Here is a 16338-nt window from a genome sequence, read left to right as displayed (position 1 = left end):
GCCATCGTAGGCGAGACCCAGAATGGTCTACGTCACTCCGCAGCGCAATCCATAGCACGCCTCGTTTGACCCTCGGGCTCCCGGAGAGGATGTTTCCGACGAAGCGGAGGGAGACGCGCAGTGTCCGAACAGTCGCAGTCCGAAGGGTCCCACGGATCGCACGCCGGGCGACCGAGTTCATGGATGGCCGTGTCGGTCATCTTCGCCGGCTTCGTCGTCGGCGGCGTGGCGCTCTGCATGGGCCCACAGTGGATCCTGTTCTGGGTGGGCGCCGGGATCATCGTCCTCGGCATGATCATCAGCGGTTTCGTCCATCTGTTCGCCGATGTGGTCGTGGACGCGCCCCGCGTCATTCCGGAAATAGTCGACTACTCACTGTTCGGTTCCCGCTCCGACAGGCGCCGCGGCGGCCCGGCGGGCGAGTCCCTGGACCGCCCGGTGGCCACCGACCCCCATCAGACCCCCCACGGCTGACCCCCCTCACCCCACCAAGATCAACCCACACAGAAAAACCCGGTATCGGCGGCCCCCACCACACATAAGAACAAGCCCGAAACCCACCCCCGACACCGGACACGCTCCGGCCACCGCACCCGGCCGGAGCGTCCAGTCGGGACGCTTGCCCGTGCGTCGGCCAGCGGGCCCCGCTGATGCCCCAGCCAGCGATCCCGTCGGCACGCCCAATCGATACGCCCAGCTGTCACGCTCGGCTAGCACGCCCGGCCCGCAGGCCCGACCCACACCCCCGATCCGCACGCCCGGTCGGAGCGGGTCGCCCGCTCTTGTCGTGGGGACGACCAGGCGGGACGCATTTTTGACCCAACGTCCGCTAACTAGAGATCAGCCCCCGGGGAGAACCCGGTGGTGTCGGGTGACGAGGCGTGTGGATCGGCGGGGTCGGTTGGTGGGTTAGGTGGGTGTGGTGGTCTTGAGGGCGGAATCGAGGGTGGTCGGGGGAAGGTCGCTTCTCTCGATGCGGACGTCGTCGCAGCCGACCCAGGTGGCGGCGCGCCAAAGGGCCGGCGTCTGTGGGTAAAGCCGCAGCGGCGTGGTTCTGCGCTCTGGCGTCGGACGTCGCCGGAGTCAATCGCGAGGCGATCCGCCGCCGGTCGCGCGAACTAGGGGTCACAGCCTCGGGGAGAACTCGGTGGTGTCGGGTGGCGAGGCGTGTGGATCGGCGGGGTCTGTTGGTGGGTTAGGTGGGTGTGGTGGTCTTGAGGGCGGAATCGAGGGTGGTCGGGGGAAGGTCGCTTCTCTCGATGCGGACGTCGTCGCAGCCGACCCAGGTGGCGGCGCGCCAAAGGGCGGTGGCGAGGGCGGTGGTCGAGGTTTCCGTTCTGGCGGGGGTGCGGACGGCCCACGGTTCCAGGGACACCTGTCGGGCGACGAGGGTGCGGCCCTCCCTGGCGGGGTCGACACGTCCGATAAGCCTGCCCCCGGCGAGGAGCGGCATCGCGAAGTAGCCGTGGACGCGCTTGGCCTTCGGTACGTACGCCTCCAGGCGATGGTCGAAGCCGAAGACCCGGGAGGCGCGGGCCCGGTCCCAGACGAGGGAGTCGAACGGGGACAGCAGGGTCGTGGCGTGACGGCCGCGCGGCGGCGTGGCCAGTGCTTCGGGGTCGGCCCACGCGGGCTGGGACCAGCCGGCGACCCGTGCGGGGACGAGCCCGGTCGCCTCGATCACCTGGTCGACCTGGTCGCGCCTGATGCGGTAGTAGTCGGCGAGGTCACCGCGGGTGGCGACGGCGAGGGCCCGGCCGGCGCGGGCGACGAGAGCGGTCAGGCAGGCGTCGTCGTCCGGGTCGAGCGCGAAGTACTCGGCGGGGACGGCCCGTTCGGCCAGGTCGTAGACGCGGCGCCAGCCGACGCGTTGGACGCAGACGACCTCGCCGATGTCCAGCAGCCACTCGATGCCGATCTTGTGGTCGCTCCAGTCCCACCATTCGGCGCTCGCCTTGGCGCCGCCGAGTTCCTTGGTGGTCAGCGGCCCGTCCGCCGCCAGCTTCGCGCGGATCTCGGCGCAGACGCCCTCCGGGACCTTGTGCCAGCGCCACCCGCGGCTCCGGTAGGAGCGGCGGCGGAACGCGAACAGCGGCCAGTCGGCGATGGGCAGGATGGACGCGGCGTGCGCCCAGTACTCGAACGTCCCGTTTCCGGCGGCGCCGTTGCCCCAGTAGGCGGCCTCGATCTTGTCGCGTCCGACCGGTCCCAGGCGGGCGTACGGGACGAGTTCGTGAGACCGTGCGAGGACGGAGATCGTGTCGAGCTGGACGGCGCCGAGCCGTCCCAGCATCGCCGCGACGCCGCCCTTCCGCCACGCGCCCAGGAAACCCTGGGCGCGCAGCTGAAGTCGTCGTGCCTCGTCCGCGCTGAGCTCCACCGTGTCGACCACGCCCGCGATGCTACGTCACGACACCGACAAAACTGGATTGGTGGTGACTCAGGTGATCTCCAGAAGCTTCTCCCGGACGGCGTACACGACGGCCTCCATCCGCGAGTGCAACTGGAGCTTCTCCAGGATGTTGCGGACGTGGTTCTTCACGGTGTTCTCGGAGATGAACAGCTCCCGGGCGATCTCCCGGTTGCCGAGACCGCGGGCGACGAGGCGCAGCACCTCCATCTCCCGGTCGGTGAGGCGCGGCGCCGGAACCTGCTGCGTCCGCTCCTCGCTGCGCTTGGCCAGCGCCGCGAACTCGGTGATGAGCTTGGACGCCATCGACGGGCTGATCAGCGACTGGCCGCCGTGCACCGCGCGGACGGCCTGCGGCACCTCGTCGATCGAGATCTCCTTGAGCAGGTAGCCGCTGGCCCCGGCCTTGATCGCCTCGAAGAGGTCCTCCTCCTCGTCGCTGATGGTCAGCATGACGATCTTGGCGCTGGGCGCGGCGTCCTTGATGGCCGTGCACGCCTCGATACCGCTGCGGCGGGGCATCCGGATGTCCATCAGGACGACGTCGGGCAGCAGGTCACCGGCCATCTCGACGGCCTCGTGCCCGTCGCCGCCCTCACCGATGACCTCGATGTCGTCCTCGCCCTGCAGGACCATCTCCAGACCCCTGCGGAACAGCGCATGGTCGTCGACGATGAGCACGCGGATCGGATCGGCCGTCCCGGCCGGCTGGGCCGCCTCCCGCGCGGCGGGGACGGCGCCGGGCTGACGGGGTACCGCCGCGGCGTCGCGAGCCTCGGGATTCTCGCTCACCAGAGTTCGCGGCGTGGAGGAGACGCCGCTTCCCCCCTTCACTATTCAGCGATCTGGAACCACCGGAGGGTTGTTCTCCGACGGGTCGTCCTCGGGAACATACGGGTTCCCGGGGCGAACCCGGGGGATTTCGGGCCGGGGTGTCCCCCGGTGAACTGCTGTGCGTACCGGGAGGTTCCCGACGGCCCGCGTCCGCCCGGAAAGGAACCGGTGCGGCGGGGCGCCGCACCGGAGCCTCCCGGGCCTCCGACGGACCGGCTGGTACGCCTTTTCAGATCATGGCATGGTTCGGACGGTGACGTGATGCGAGTACCGCATCACTGAACACACTCCATCTTCGATCGGTACGCCCGGCCGGATGAAGAACGTTCATTCTTCGACGAGCCTGATGACTCCGTAGTCCCAGCCTCTCCTTCGGTAGACGACCGAGGGGTGCCCGGTCTCCTTGTCGCGGTACAGGAAGAAGTCATGGCCGACGAGCTCCATCTCGAAGAGCGCCTGCTCGATGCCCATCGGCTCGGCCTTGTGGAACTTCTCGCGGACGACGACGGGGCCATCGCCCTCCATGGGGATCGGGACGAGATTCTCTTCCGGGGACACCTTCACGGGCTCGGGCTCGTCCGCGGTGGGCTCGGCGACGGCCGCCGGGGGTTCGGGGAGCGTCTCGGGTAGGGGCTCTATCGTCGCGAGCTTGGCGCGCCCCTTGCCGCCGTGCCCCTTGCGCCGTTCTGAGTCGCGGCGCAACCGTGACTCCAGCTTGTCCAGCGCCAGGTCGAGGGCGCCGTAACGGTCGTCGGCGGCGGCCTCGGCCCGGATCACCGGACCGCGGGAGCGGATCGTCAGCTCGACCCTCTCGCGCTGGTCGGCCAACCGTGGGTTGCGTTCCTCGGACACCTCCACATCAACGCGGATGACCTTCTGGTTCAGCCGTTCGATCTTGGCGAGTTTGTTGTCGACGTGCCGCCGGAACCTCTCGTTGACGTCGGTGTGCCGGCCCCTCACGGTGATGTTCACGTGGGACCCCCCTTCTCCCGGTTGTACTCAGGCTTTGCCCGGGGTCCCCGGCTGAACACCTCTCATCCCCGACGATTCGTGAAGATCGTGGACGAAAAGTGCTCACCGCCCCGGACGCGCACCACAGGACGGTGGGTCGCACCCGCCCGGCCGACCTGGTCTTCGTCCCCACATCCGCCTGCTGAGGGGCTCGCGGCGCTTTCGCCACTACTGCCCTTCTCCCGGTTCGGGGGATGTCGGATCCCTCGACGGGGCAGGACTTACCTCTAAGGCGCACCGTGATCGGTCGACGAGAAGTCGCCTTACGTGGGCCGTTTCGCCTGCGCCTGGCATCGGCTAGCCGGACCGCCTCCCGTGCTCCGCACGAGCACTGCGCTCCGACGCAACCACGGACCCGGGCGGGTGCCATGTCAGGAACGCTAACCCCTTACGCCACGAATGTCAGGGGGGTGGGCCGAGGAAATACTCACTGACCGTCATCGAACCCCGCCCCGACGCGCGCCTCACCACCTCACGAACGCCACACCACCGCCCCCGAACCCCACCCGCACACCGGATCCGCTCGACACGACCCCGCAGGTCAGTGCACCCTGACCCGGCGGTGAGTTTGCCCACCCCGGACGCGACAGACCCCAAATCACCCACCCCAATCCCCCAATGTCGACTACGCCCGGTAACTACCTACAACCCCACCTCCAAGCCCGAAGAAAGTCACCAACCGCCTCCCTCCCGTTCGCCAACCGTCCCAACCGACACCCCTACGAGCCGCGCCCCCACGAACGGCCTTCACAAGCAGCACCCCCAGGGGCACGGCCGTCACAGACGCCGCCCCTCACAAGTGGCGACTCCCGAACGACGCCCCACGAACGGCCATCACGAACAGCGGCCCCACAGAGGTGCCCTTCACGAGCGGTAACTCTCACGGACGACGACACGCACGGACGACGACCCACGGACGGCCATCATGAGCAGCGGCCCCATAGAGGTGGCCTTCACGGACGGCGACCCTTACGAGCGGTGGCCGTCACAGGCGGCAGTCGTTACGGGCGGTGGCGGGGTGTGGCGGCGATGGTGGCGGCGGCGTTCACCTCGATGCCTGCGGCTCGAAGTGCGCGGGCCGCCTCGGCGAGAGTGGCGCCCGTGGTGATGACGTCGTCCACCAGGATTACCGAACAGTCCGTGATGCGCTGGGTGACGCGTCCGATCGCGGGCTCGATTCGGGGTTCGGAGGCGTGCTCGGTGAGGTGTCCGGTGGTGTGCTCGGTCGGGTGGTCGGTGGTGGGCTCAGTGGCGCGGCGGGGGGTGTGGTCGGGGATGGGGCTGGTGGGGTGGTCGGTCCTGTGGTCGGTGGTGGGGATGGGGTTGAGGGGGTGGTTAAGGAGGGGGGTTGCTTGGAAGGCGCCTTGGAGGTTTTTGGCGCGTTGGGGGGCGGTCAGGCCTGCTTGGTCGGCTGTGCGTTTGGTTGGTCTTAGGGCGTTGATGGCGGTGATGGGGACGTCGTCTTCTCGTAGGCGGTCCAGGGCGATGGCTACGGTCTGGCGGAGGGGGTCGTGGCCGCGGCGTTTGAGGGAGGCGCGGCGGGACGGGATCCATACGACCGTGTGGGGTGGGCGTTGGTCCGCTATTGCGGCGTGGAGGGACGTGGCCAGGGCCTCGCCCAGAGGGACGGCCAGGGCGGTGCGGCCGTGCTCCTTGTAGGCGGACAGGATCGCTTTTAAGGGGCCCTCGTAGGTGGCGACGGTCCAGGGTGGGGGGAGGCCGTGCGGAGCCGTTCTGGCGGGTCTTGCGGGGCCCTGGAGGGGGGACGCGCAAACGTCGCAGAGGAGGAGTCGGGGCGCGCCACAACCGACGCAGGATTCGGGGAAGAGTAGTTCGAGCAGGTCGGTGAGCCATCTCATGGCATCGACGATGCTCGTTGAGGGGGGTCGGCGGTTCGGGGTTTCGGGATTGTGGATAACTTTCAGCCCGGGTAGTCGGGGTCCTTGGCCGGGGTGGGGCAGATCCAGGGGCTGTAGGAGTTGCTGGGGGCGCGCTGGCGGCAGACCTGGTCCTTGCCGGACGACCGGGTCCCGATGAGGATCGGGGCGCCGGGGGCGGCGGCGATCGTCCGGGGTTCGCCCAGGGAGCCGACGCCCAACGACGTGATGGCGCTGCCGCTGATCGGCATCAGGAACGGGAGCGTCTGCGAGTCGCGTTGGGCGCGGCCGAGGACGGCGAGGGTGCTGTAGTCGCGCCAGGCGAGGTCGACGGCGTCCTGGAGTTCGGAGCTCACCGGCAGGAATGAGCCGACGTCCAGGGTGCCGCCGGGGGCGTACGCGATACGGCCGATCTGGACCTGGGGGCGGCCGTCGATGTGCGCGATGACGGCGGCGCGGACGCCGTCGCGGGCGATGCGGAACGCGCGGACCTCGCGGCCGCCGAGGCCCCAGTGGGCCGCGCGGACGGGTGGTCGACCGCGCGGACGCAACCACAGCCAGGACTCGTCCTTCTTGCTCTCCACCACCCACAGGGTGCCGTCGCGGCTCCAGGTCGGGGCGGTGAAGCGGGCGTCCTTCTGCGCGGTGAGCAGGAGGCGGGGCGGGGGCGAACCGGTCAGGGGCGCGGCGACGAAGACCTGGTCGGCTTCGGCGCTGAGCCCGGCGAGTTCCTGGTTGTCGGGGGCGACGGCCGGGCGGGAGAGACGGCCCGCGGCGCCGATCACCCGGGGTTGGGCGCGGTCGCCCTCCAGGGTGCCGATGAAGCCGGACGGGCTGACGACGTAGGCGTTCGGGTGGTGTTCGCCCTTCGGGACCTGCCCGTCGGGCGAGTTGGCGTCCCACGCGTGCACGGGCTGCGTGTATTCGAGGCCGTCGGGTGCGACGGGCTTCCCCTCGATCTGGAGCCGCCATCGCTTGATCTCGGACAGTTGCCGCATCGTCCAGCCGAGTTGCGCCGACATCTGCTCGACGTTTCCGGCGCGGGCCTCCTTGGTGAGGTCGACGGTGGCGGTGTCCTTGTCGATGTGGACGCCGCGCCGCAGTCTCGTCCCGGTGGGGAAGGCGGTGTGGACGGCGCCGTTCAGCCAGGACGTCGGGCCGTCCAGGAGCGCCTGGGCGAGCTGGGTCGGCAGTGTCCGCCGGTTCACGACCGGCAGGAAGATGCCGTTCGGGACGAGGGTCTGGTGGTCGGGCGCGAAGAAGAACAGGTTGACGGTGCGCATGGCGCGCTCGACGTCGTCCTTGGAGAGAAGCAGCCCGGTCTTGTCGTCGCCGGGCAGCCCGGTGATGCGCCACGTTCCCTGGGATGTCTTAGCGAGTTGGAACGAGGTGTCGAGGGCTCTTGGGGAGGCGGTGTACTGGCCGTCGGAGGTGATGGTGCCGATTTCCTGCCCGGTGACCTTGACGGTCGCGTGGGTGGCGGTCGCGCGCACTACCTGTGGTTCGGTGATGCGGCTCGCCAGGACCGTCACGGACGGACGCAGCCCCGGGTTCCATCCGGTCCGCGCGCCGAGATACAGCTTGGCGACCTTGTGGTCGTCGTCGAAGCTCGCGGACGCGGCCAGGAACCCGGAGACGATCTGGGCCGGTCCCCATTCGGGACGCGGATTCACCGGGATCAGTCGGACGTACGGGTCGTCGACGCGTTCGGAGCGTTCGGCCGGTTTTCCGGTGACGACCTGACCGCCGCTCGGCACGGTCGCGCAGCCGCCGAGGACGAGGCCGGCGACCGCCAGGAAGCAGAGCGTCCCGTTCCGCCCCACCGCGGTCACTCGCCCGCCTCCAGCTCGGCGAACAGCGGACGCGCGTCACCGGCCCCTGGAGGGACGAGCGGGAGCGGCGAGCCCCGGAGTTCGGCCCCGGCCACGCGAGGCAGCGAGAGGCGGAACTGGGACCCCGCACCGGGCTCTCCCCACGCCTGCAGCCACCCGCCGTGCAACTGCGCGTCCTCCCGGGAGATCGACAGGCCGAGTCCGGTGCCGCCGGTGGTGCGGGCGCGGGCGGGGTCGGCGCGCCAGAACCGGTCGAAGACCATCTGGCCCTCGCCCGCCTTGAGGCCGACGCCGTGGTCGCGGACGGCGACGGCGACGGCGTCCCGGTCGGCGGCGACGGACACCACGATGTCCTCGCCCTCGCCGTGCTCGACGGCGTTGACGAGCAGGTTCCGCAGGATGCGTTCGACCCTGCGGCGGTCGACCTCCGCCATGCACGGCTCGCCCGGCAGTTGCAGGACGACCTTGCTGCCCTTGCGTTCGGCCAGGCCCTGGATGTCGCCGACGACGCGCAGGACGAGGTCGCGCATGTCGAGGGACTCGACGTCCAGCGTCGCGGCGCCCGCGTCGTGCCGACTGATCTCCAGCAGGTCGGCCAGCAGCGACTCGAACCGCTCAAGCTGGCTCTGCAACAGTTCCGCGGACCGTCCCACCGCAGGGTCGTCGAACGTGTCACGGTTCTCGTAGAGCATGTCCGCGGCGATTCTGATGGTGGTCAGCGGCGTGCGCAGCTCATGAGACACGTCGGACACGAACTGGCGTTGAACCTGCGAAAGGTCCTCCAGTTCCCCGATTTTCTCCTGAAGGTTCGCGGCCATGTCGTTGAACGATCGGGCCAGGCGCGCCAGATCGTCCTCACCACGGACCCTCATGCGCTCTTCCAACCGTCCGGCGGCGAGCCTTTGGGCACCCTGCGCGGCCAGCCGTACCGGGATGACGACCTGCCGCGTCACCAGTGACGCGATCGCCGCCAGCAGCAGCACCAGGACGATGCCCACTCCCGCGAGGGACCGCCCAACATTGGTCAGGGTCCGCTGTTCCTCCACGAGCCGGAACAGGTAGTACAGCTCGAACTGGCCGGTCTTGCCGCCGACGATGAGTCCCCGCTCGGACGGACGGTCATCGATATAGGACAGCTCGCCGTAGGTGTAGGCACGCGAACCCGCGGGCGCGTTCTTCAGTTCCTTCCGAAGCCGCCGCGGGACGCTCTCCGGACGCAGTTCGTTGGTCGTGTACCCGTCGAAGTACTGCTCGGTCGTGTCGCGGATGTGGACCTCGTACAGCCCGGACGGGCCGCTCCGGGCCTTCAACCGCTCGATCGTCGAGTTGAGCCTGCTGCCGTCCCCGGTCGAGTTGCCGAGGTCGCGCTGTACCTGCGCCAGACCGTCGTCCAGTTGGAGACGGGCCGCCTTGACCTTGCCGTCCATGAGCGCCGACGACATCTGCTGCATGAGGAACATGCCCAGGATCGCGACGACGATCGCCGAAATGAACAGGGTGGACGTGACGATGCGTACCTGAATCGACCGGCGCCACCGCGTGTATCCGCTCTTCACGGTGCCGCGCAGAAGACGCCTGGCCTCCCGCAGGGCACGCCGACCGAACCGCATGGCCCTCCTCATGTCGGCTCTCATGAGGGAACCGCGATACGGCGTGGCCTGGGTGACGGGGCTCCGGGAAAGTGCTGGACGGTCATCGGTGTGTCACGAGGGGAATCACGAAGGAATGCGACTCCGGCAGGTTACGGCGACGTCATGAAGGTTCGAAAGGTCGCGCGAACGTCGGATGGCTGAGTTGAACGGTCTGGTGGACGGGACGTCTGGGCGCCGGCCCGGTCAGGCCGGACCGGCCTTGTAGCCGACACCGCGCACGGTGACGACGATCTCCGGCCGCTCGGGGTCTTTCTCTATCTTGGCGCGAAGTCGCTGCACATGGACGTTCACCAGGCGGGTGTCGGCGGCGTGCCGGTACCCCCAGACCTGCTCCAGCAGGACTTCGCGGGTGAACACCTGGCGGGGCTTGCGGGCCAGCGCCACCAAGAGGTCGAACTCCAGCGGCGTCAGCGGGATGTGCCGGTCGCCGCGCTTGACCGAGTGCCCGGCGACGTCGATGGTGATGTCGCCGATCTGCAGGGTCTCCGGCGCGGGCTCGTCCGTGCGCCGCAGCCGGGCGCGGACGCGCGCCACCAGCTCCTTCGGTTTGAACGGTTTCACGATGTAGTCGTCGGCGCCGGACTCCAGCCCGAGCACGACGTCCACGGTGTCGCTCTTCGCCGTCAGCATGACGATCGGCACGCCGGACTCGGCGCGGATCTGGCGGCACACGTCGATGCCGTCCGCCCCCGGAAGCATCAGGTCGAGCAGCACGAGGTCCGGCCGGGTCTCCCGGAAGGCCTCGAGCGCCTTGTCGCCGTCGTGGACGAACGACGGTTCGAAGCCCTCGCCCCTCAGCACGATGCCGAGCATCTCGGCGAGCGCGAGGTCGTCGTCGACGACCAGTACACGTCCTCTCATGGCCCTCATCGTCACAAAGTCGGGGTTCGGTGGAGTGAGTACTCGGTGGCGCGTGGCTCCGGCGGCCCCACCTCGCCAGGGAGAGATCTGCCTTGGCGTGCCAGGTTACCCGCGTTCGCGTCGTCCATGGCTCCCCCGCGATCAAGTGCGCGGCACGGAATTGTAGACGGAGCCACCGGAACACACGTGACGTCGACCGGCATCGGCATGATTCGGTGATCGGTGCGCCACGGAGTGCGCAGATCACCGCCATCGGGGTCGGTGACGGCATTCGCGGCGCCTCGCCCGTGACAGGATGACCTGACCGGCGGACGTGACGGGCGGGCGTGACGGGCGAACGTGACGGCCCGGACCAGAATCGGGCGGGCCGCCGGACGACCCCCGCCAGAGACCGCAGGGAGCCAGGAGATGCCGGGACCGGACGGCCGCGACGGCACGGACGTCGACAGCGACGCGTCCGGCGTGCAGGAAGTCCCGTTCCGTCCCATGTCCGTCTCGGAGATGCTGGACGGCGCCATCGCCGGCATCCGGCGGCGCCCGCGCACGTCGCTGGGCCTGGCCGTCGGGATGACCACGGTGATCCAGGTGGCGAGTTCGATCGCCGCGTACTTCTTCATCGGCGACGAGGCCCGCAACGAGGTCACGCCCGACCTGCTGCTCGAGTCGCTCGGCGCGCAGCTCACGCTGACGGTGATGGGGCTGGTGCTGTCGGCGTACGGGATCCTGGTGCTGGCCGGGCTCCTCGCGCCGATCCTCGGCCGGGAACTGGTGGGCGCGCCGATCGCGCCGCGCCAGGCGTGGCGGGACACCCGGCCACATCTCGGCCGGTTGTTGGCGACCGCCGCGGCCGTCATCGGTGTCTCGCTGGTCGCCCTAGTACTACCGATCTTTCCGTTCGCCCTGCTGATCGCGGTCGGCGCGCATCCCGGGTTGAGCGTGCTGGCGGGGCTCCTAGGGATTCCCATCGGCATAGGCCTGATGGTGTGGCTCTATCTACTGTTCGTCTTGGCCGTGCCCGCGGTCGTCCTGGAACGACAGACGGTGAGCGGCGCGCTTCGACGGGCGGTGGCACTGTCCAAGGGACGCTGGTTCAGAACATTCGGAACCCTGCTGCTCGCGATGCTCGTGACCGTGTTCATGGGTTTCTTCGCCTTGCGGATCCCGTTCCTGTTCGTGCAACTGGCGTTCTTCGGTGACGCCGAAGGCAGCGACGCGACGATGGCGGCGCTCGCCGTGGACACGCTCGGCCGGATCGTCAGCTGGTCGGTCGTCCTCCCGTTCGACGCCGGGGTGATCGCGCTGCTCTACATGGACCGGCGGATGCGCCGTGAAGGGTTCGACCTGGAGTTGCGGACGGAAAGACGCGGTGACCAACTGGAGGACTTCGTCGACCTGTGGCGGACCGGCCCGGCGCCGGCGCCTCCCGGGACGGGGGCGCACCCATGACGCGCACCGACGCGCCGCCGGACGCGCCGTTCCTTGCCGCGGCCCCCGATCCGATCGGCCGGGACGAGGCCCGCGAGCTGGCCCGTCGTGAGCTGGAGAAGCAGATCTACCAGCGCGACGAACCGTCCTGGCTGCAACGCACCTGGGACGACTTCGCCGAATGGCTCCAGGAGCTGTTCTACAGGGCGCCCGCTCCGGAGTCGCAGGGACGCGGCGGTGGCTGGACGTCGATCGTCGTCGTCGTCCTCGTCGCGCTCATCGCCATCGCGCTCGTCGCGTGGCTGATGCGGGGCCGCCGCAACCCGCGGTCCAGGAACGATCCCCTGCTGGAGGACGAGACGTCCACGGCGATCGACCACAGGAACGCCGCGGAACGGCACGCGGCGGCCGGGCAGTGGGCGGAGGCGATCCGGGAACGGCTCCGCGCGATGGCCCGCGACCTGGAGGAGCGGGCGGTGCTGCCGCCACGTCCCGGGCGCACCGCCGACGAGTTGGCGGAGGAGACCGGCGAGGCCGTCCCGCAGCTCGCCGACGACCTGCGCGAGGCCGTCCGGATCTTCGACGACGTCTGGTACGGCGACCGTCCGGGCACTCCGGAGGGGTACGCGCGGGTCAAGGACGTCGACGACCGGCTCCGGGCGGCCAGACCGAAGCCGCTGGAGGCCGACGACCTCGCGCCCTCCGGGGCCGGTGAGGACGGAGGACCGCGATGGTGACGCAGACCTCCCCGCCCGGCGGGGCGCAGACCGCACCGGCGGCGGAGCCGTCCGCGCGGCAGGTCGCGGAGCGCCGCTGGCGGTCGGCGCGCGGCGTGGTCGCGGTGCTCCTCGTCATGGTGGTGGTCGCGGTGATCCTGGCCGCGCTGCGCCCCGCGACGTCGCCGCTGGCGCTCGATCCGACGTCGCCGAAGCAGGACGGCGGCCGCGCCCTCGCGGAACTCCTCCGGCAGCGGGGGACGGAGGTGACGGTGGCGCGGAACACCGAGGCCGTCTTCACGGCCGACCCCGGTTCGCTGGTTCTGGTGACCCGTACCGAGCGGCTCACCGACCGGGATCTGAGCCGCCTGAGCGCCTGGCAGGTCGACTTGCTGCTCGTCCGGCCCACGTCGTTCGCGCTGGCGGAACTCGCCCCGCAGGTGCGCAGGCGTGAACCCGTCTACGGGAACGCCGACCCGGGCTGCTCCCTGGAGGCCGCGACGCGGGCCGGCACGGTCGCGTTCCGCCAGTCGGACACCTACGAGGCGACGGGCTCCGCGACCCGGTGTTACCAATCCGATTCCGGGGATTCCAGGGTCGTCCAGGTACAGAACGGTTCGAACACCGTCACCGTGCTGGGTTCAGCGGAGCCGTTGACCAACGGTCGGCTGACCGAGGAGGGCAACGCGGCGCTGGCCCTGAACCTGGCGGCCGGTACGGGCGCGTCGATCGTGTGGCTGGTGCCCGACCTGCCGGAGTCCGGGTCCGGGGCCGGGCAGCAGTCGCTAGGCGACCTTCTCCCGTTCGGCGTGAAGCTGTTCTTCCTCGAACTGCTCGTCGCGGTGATCCTGGTGGCGCTGTGGCGGGCGCGCCGCCTCGGCCCGGTGGTGGCGGAGGCGCTGCCCGTCGTCGTCCGCTCCGCCGAGACGGTCGAGGGACGCGCCCGCCTCTACCGCGCCGGACACGCCCGCGACCGCGCCTCGGACGCGCTGCGCTCCGGCGCGCGAGAACGTCTCGTCCCGCTGCTCGGCCTGCCCCGCGGCCGCGCGCAGGACCCCACGGCCGCACAGGAGATCGTCACGGCGGTCGCCCGCCGCACCGCCTACGACGAGACGTACGTCGGCGCGGCCCTGTACGGTCCTGAACCCGTGGACGACGCCGGGCTCATCGCCCTCAGCGACGTCCTCGACGACCTGGAAAGGCAGGTACGCGAGTCTTGAACCAACCAGTAGAGCTCGGTAAGGACGACGTGCCCGGCGGCGACCGCGCGCTGAGCGACACTCCGCCGGGCGCGCTGTCCGAGGAGGCGCGGCGGCAGGCCGACACGGCCCGGGCGGCGCTGACGGCGCTGCGCGGCGAGGTCGCCAAGGCGGTCGTCGGTCAGGACTCCGTGGTCACCGGTCTGGTCATCGCGTTGCTCTGCCGTGGTCACGTACTGCTGGAGGGCGTCCCGGGCACGGCGAAGACGCTGCTCATCAAGACGCTGTCGCGGGCCCTGGACCTCGACTTCAAACGCGTCCAGTTCACCCCGGACCTGATGCCCGGTGACGTGACCGGTTCGCTCGTGTACGACAACCGCACGTCGGAGTTCGACTTCCGCGAAGGTCCCGTCTTCACCAACCTTCTGCTGGCCGACGAGATCAACCGGACACCGCCGAAGACGCAGGCGTCCCTGCTGGAGGCCATGGAGGAACGGCAGGTCTCCGTGGAGGGCTCCGCGCGTCCGTTGCCCGACCCGTTCGTGGTGTGCGCGACGCAGAACCCGATCGAGTACGAGGGCACCTATCCCCTGCCGGAGGCCCAGCTCGACCGGTTCCTGGTCAAGCTGACCGTGCCCGTCCCCACACGGGACGAAGAGATCTCCATGTTGCAGCGGCACGCGGCCGGGTTCGACCCGCGTGACCTGTCGGCGGTGCAGGCGGTCGCGGGCGCCGGTGAACTGGCCGCCGGGCGCGCCGCGGTCCGGGCCGTCCACCTCGACCCGAAGGTCGCCGCGTACGTCGTGGACCTGTGCCGGGCGACGCGCCAGTCGCCGTCCCTCCAGCTCGGCGTGTCGCCGCGCGGCGCGACGGCGCTGCTGGCCACGTCCCGTGCTTGGGCGTGGCTGTCGGGCCGCGACTACGTCACACCGGACGACGTGAAGGCGCTGGCCCGCCCCACGCTGCGGCACCGCGTCCAGCTCCGCCCCGAGGCGGAGTTGGAGGGCGCGACGGCCGACGGCGTGCTGGAGGGCATCCTCGCCCACGTCCCGGCGCCGCGCTGAACGGCCCCGCGACATGGCACTGACGGGACGTCTCGGCCTGCTGGCGCTGCTCACCGCGGTGATCCCGCTGTTCGCGCCGACCTGGTGGACGCTGTTCATCGTCTGGGGGGTCCTGCTGCTCGGCGTCCTCGCCGACCTCGCCCTCGCCGGGAACGTGCGCGCTCTGCGTTTCCACCGTTCCGGCGACACGAACGTCCGCCTCGGCGGGACGGCCGGCGTGACGCTGATCGTGGAGAACCTTGGGCGCCGCCGTCTCAAGGCCCGCCTGCGGGACGTGTGGCCGCCGAGCGCCGGAGCGACCCCCCGCACCGTCCGGGTGGACGTTCCCGCCGGTGAGCGGCGACGTGTCGAGATGACGCTCACACCGACCCGGCGCGGCGACCGGAAGGCCGTCACCGTCGTCGTCCGGTCCGTGGGGCCGCTGGGGCTCGCCGCTCGGCAGCTCTCGCGGGCCGCGCCCTGGACGGTGCGCGCGCTCCCGGCGTTCCCGTCCCGCCGCCACCTTCCCGCCAAGCTGGCGCGCCTCCGCGAACTCACCGGCGCCCACGTCGCCCTCATTCGCGGGCAGGGCACCGAGTTCGACTCGCTGCGCGAATACGTGGACGGCGACGACGTCCGTTCCATCGACTGGCGGGCCACCGCCCGCCGCAACGACATCGTCGTCCGTACCTGGCGCCCCGAACGCGACCGGCGCATCTACCTCGTCCTCGACACGGGCCGCACGTCCGCGGGCCGCGTCGGCGACATCCCCAGGCTGGACTGTTCGATGGACGCGGCGATGCTCCTCGGCGCCCTAGCGTCCCGCGCTGGTGACCGTGTCGACCTGCTCGCCTACGACCGGCGGGTCCGCGCCCGGGTCGAGGGCGCGTCCCGGACCGACCTGCTGCCCGCGATGGTCCACGCGATGGCGCCGCTGGAACCCGAGCTGATCGAGTGCGACGCCGCGGGGATGGTGTCGACGCTGATGGCCCGCGTCCGGCAGCGGTGCCTGGTCGTCCTGCTCACCGAGCTGAACACCGCCGCGATCGAGGAGGGCCTGCTGCCGCTGCTGCCGCAGCTCACCGCTCGCCATCTCGTCATGATCGCCGCGGTGTCCGATCCGCGGGTCGGTGAGATGGCCGCAGCCCGCGGCGACCTCGCCTCCGTCTACGACGCCGCCGCCGCCGAACGCGCCCGCGCCGAACGCCGCCGCCTCACCGCCGAACTCCGCGGACACGGCGTCGAGGTCGTGGACGCGCCCCCCGACGAGATCGCCCCCGCCCTCGCCGACGCCTACCTCTCCCTCAAGGCCGCCGGCCGCCTGTAGCCTCCGGCAGGACGGGCGCGATGAGCACCGCGCCCAGGAAGAGGGTGTCGCGACGACGAGGGCCGGGGAGTAGCCCTCCGTCGCGGTGCGCAACGGGTCCGTCGAGCCGGTCAGGGCGTCGCGGCGGCGGGCGGCGAGCCCGACGATCGCC

General features: G+C 70.5%; 13 protein-coding genes. 6 read left to right on the top strand and 7 right to left on the bottom strand.

Features of this window, described 5'->3' with window-relative positions:
• Positions 1–120: 120 nt before the first annotated feature.
• On the top strand, positions 121–474 hold the full coding sequence (locus D0T12_RS07670; RefSeq protein WP_325050744.1) for an HGxxPAAW family protein: 354 nt from the start codon (positions 121–123) through the stop codon (positions 472–474).
• Positions 475–1195: 721 nt separating this feature from the next.
• On the opposite strand, the gene D0T12_RS07665 is transcribed toward D0T12_RS07670, so the two are convergent.
• The 7 genes from D0T12_RS07665 to mtrA form a co-directional block, all read right to left on the bottom strand.
• Positions 1196–2392, bottom strand: coding sequence for a winged helix-turn-helix domain-containing protein (locus tag D0T12_RS07665; RefSeq protein ID WP_233525891.1), 1197 nt, complete (start codon positions 2390–2392; stop codon positions 1196–1198).
• Positions 2393–2440: 48 nt separating this feature from the next.
• Positions 2441–3202 carry a response regulator gene (locus tag D0T12_RS07660; RefSeq protein ID WP_117398734.1) on the bottom strand — a complete coding sequence of 254 codons (762 nt, stop codon included), beginning with the start codon at positions 3200–3202 and terminating at the stop codon, positions 2441–2443.
• Between the two features lie 369 nt (positions 3203–3571).
• Positions 3572–4216 carry a ribosome hibernation-promoting factor, HPF/YfiA family gene (hpf, locus tag D0T12_RS07655; RefSeq protein WP_117398733.1) on the bottom strand — a complete coding sequence of 215 codons (645 nt, stop codon included), beginning with the start codon at positions 4214–4216 and terminating at the stop codon, positions 3572–3574.
• A 1040-nt stretch (positions 4217–5256) separates the two neighbouring features.
• The gene (locus D0T12_RS35825; RefSeq protein ID WP_199487337.1) at positions 5257–6114 is read right to left on the bottom strand and encodes a ComF family protein; all 858 of its coding nucleotides are present in this window, start codon (positions 6112–6114) and stop codon (positions 5257–5259) included.
• A 62-nt stretch (positions 6115–6176) separates the two neighbouring features.
• A complete protein-coding gene (locus D0T12_RS07640; protein WP_233525890.1) occupies positions 6177–7964 on the bottom strand; it encodes an LpqB family beta-propeller domain-containing protein in 1788 nt (595 codons plus the stop codon).
• Positions 7961–9574, bottom strand: a complete 1614-nt coding sequence (gene mtrB, locus D0T12_RS07635; RefSeq protein ID WP_199487336.1) for an MtrAB system histidine kinase MtrB — start codon at positions 9572–9574, stop codon at positions 7961–7963. The genes D0T12_RS07640 and mtrB overlap by 4 nt, the downstream gene beginning before the upstream one ends.
• Before the next feature lie 225 nt (positions 9575–9799).
• Positions 9800–10477, bottom strand: coding sequence for an MtrAB system response regulator MtrA (mtrA, locus tag D0T12_RS07630; RefSeq protein ID WP_021598338.1), 678 nt, complete (start codon positions 10475–10477; stop codon positions 9800–9802).
• 408 nt (positions 10478–10885) lie between these two features.
• Between mtrA and D0T12_RS07625 the strand changes: the two genes are divergently transcribed.
• Genes D0T12_RS07625 through D0T12_RS07605 form a run of 5 tightly spaced genes read left to right on the top strand, consistent with a single transcriptional unit; the run spans position 10886 to position 16187 of the window.
• Entirely contained in the window at positions 10886–11923 is a 1038-nt protein-coding gene (locus D0T12_RS07625; RefSeq protein WP_117398731.1) for a hypothetical protein, read from the top strand.
• Entirely contained in the window at positions 11920–12639 is a 720-nt protein-coding gene (locus D0T12_RS07620) for a DUF4129 domain-containing protein (protein WP_117398981.1), read from the top strand. Before D0T12_RS07625 ends, D0T12_RS07620 begins: the two co-directional genes overlap by 4 nt.
• A complete protein-coding gene (locus D0T12_RS07615) occupies positions 12633–13838 on the top strand; it encodes a DUF4350 domain-containing protein (RefSeq protein WP_117398730.1) in 1206 nt (401 codons plus the stop codon). Before D0T12_RS07620 ends, D0T12_RS07615 begins: the two co-directional genes overlap by 7 nt.
• Before the next feature lie 50 nt (positions 13839–13888).
• Positions 13889–14881, top strand: coding sequence for an AAA family ATPase (locus tag D0T12_RS07610; protein ID WP_267900393.1), 993 nt, complete (start codon positions 13889–13891; stop codon positions 14879–14881).
• Between the two features lie 13 nt (positions 14882–14894).
• Positions 14895–16187 carry a DUF58 domain-containing protein gene (locus D0T12_RS07605; protein WP_117398728.1) on the top strand — a complete coding sequence of 431 codons (1293 nt, stop codon included), beginning with the start codon at positions 14895–14897 and terminating at the stop codon, positions 16185–16187.
• Positions 16188–16338 lie beyond the last annotated feature (151 nt).

It is taken from the genome of Actinomadura spongiicola (assembly GCF_003432485.1).
GTDB lineage: Bacteria > Actinomycetota > Actinomycetes > Streptosporangiales > Streptosporangiaceae > Spirillospora > Spirillospora spongiicola.
Note: the sequence above shows the minus strand (reverse complement) of the source record. Positions and strands in the feature narration are given on the sequence as shown.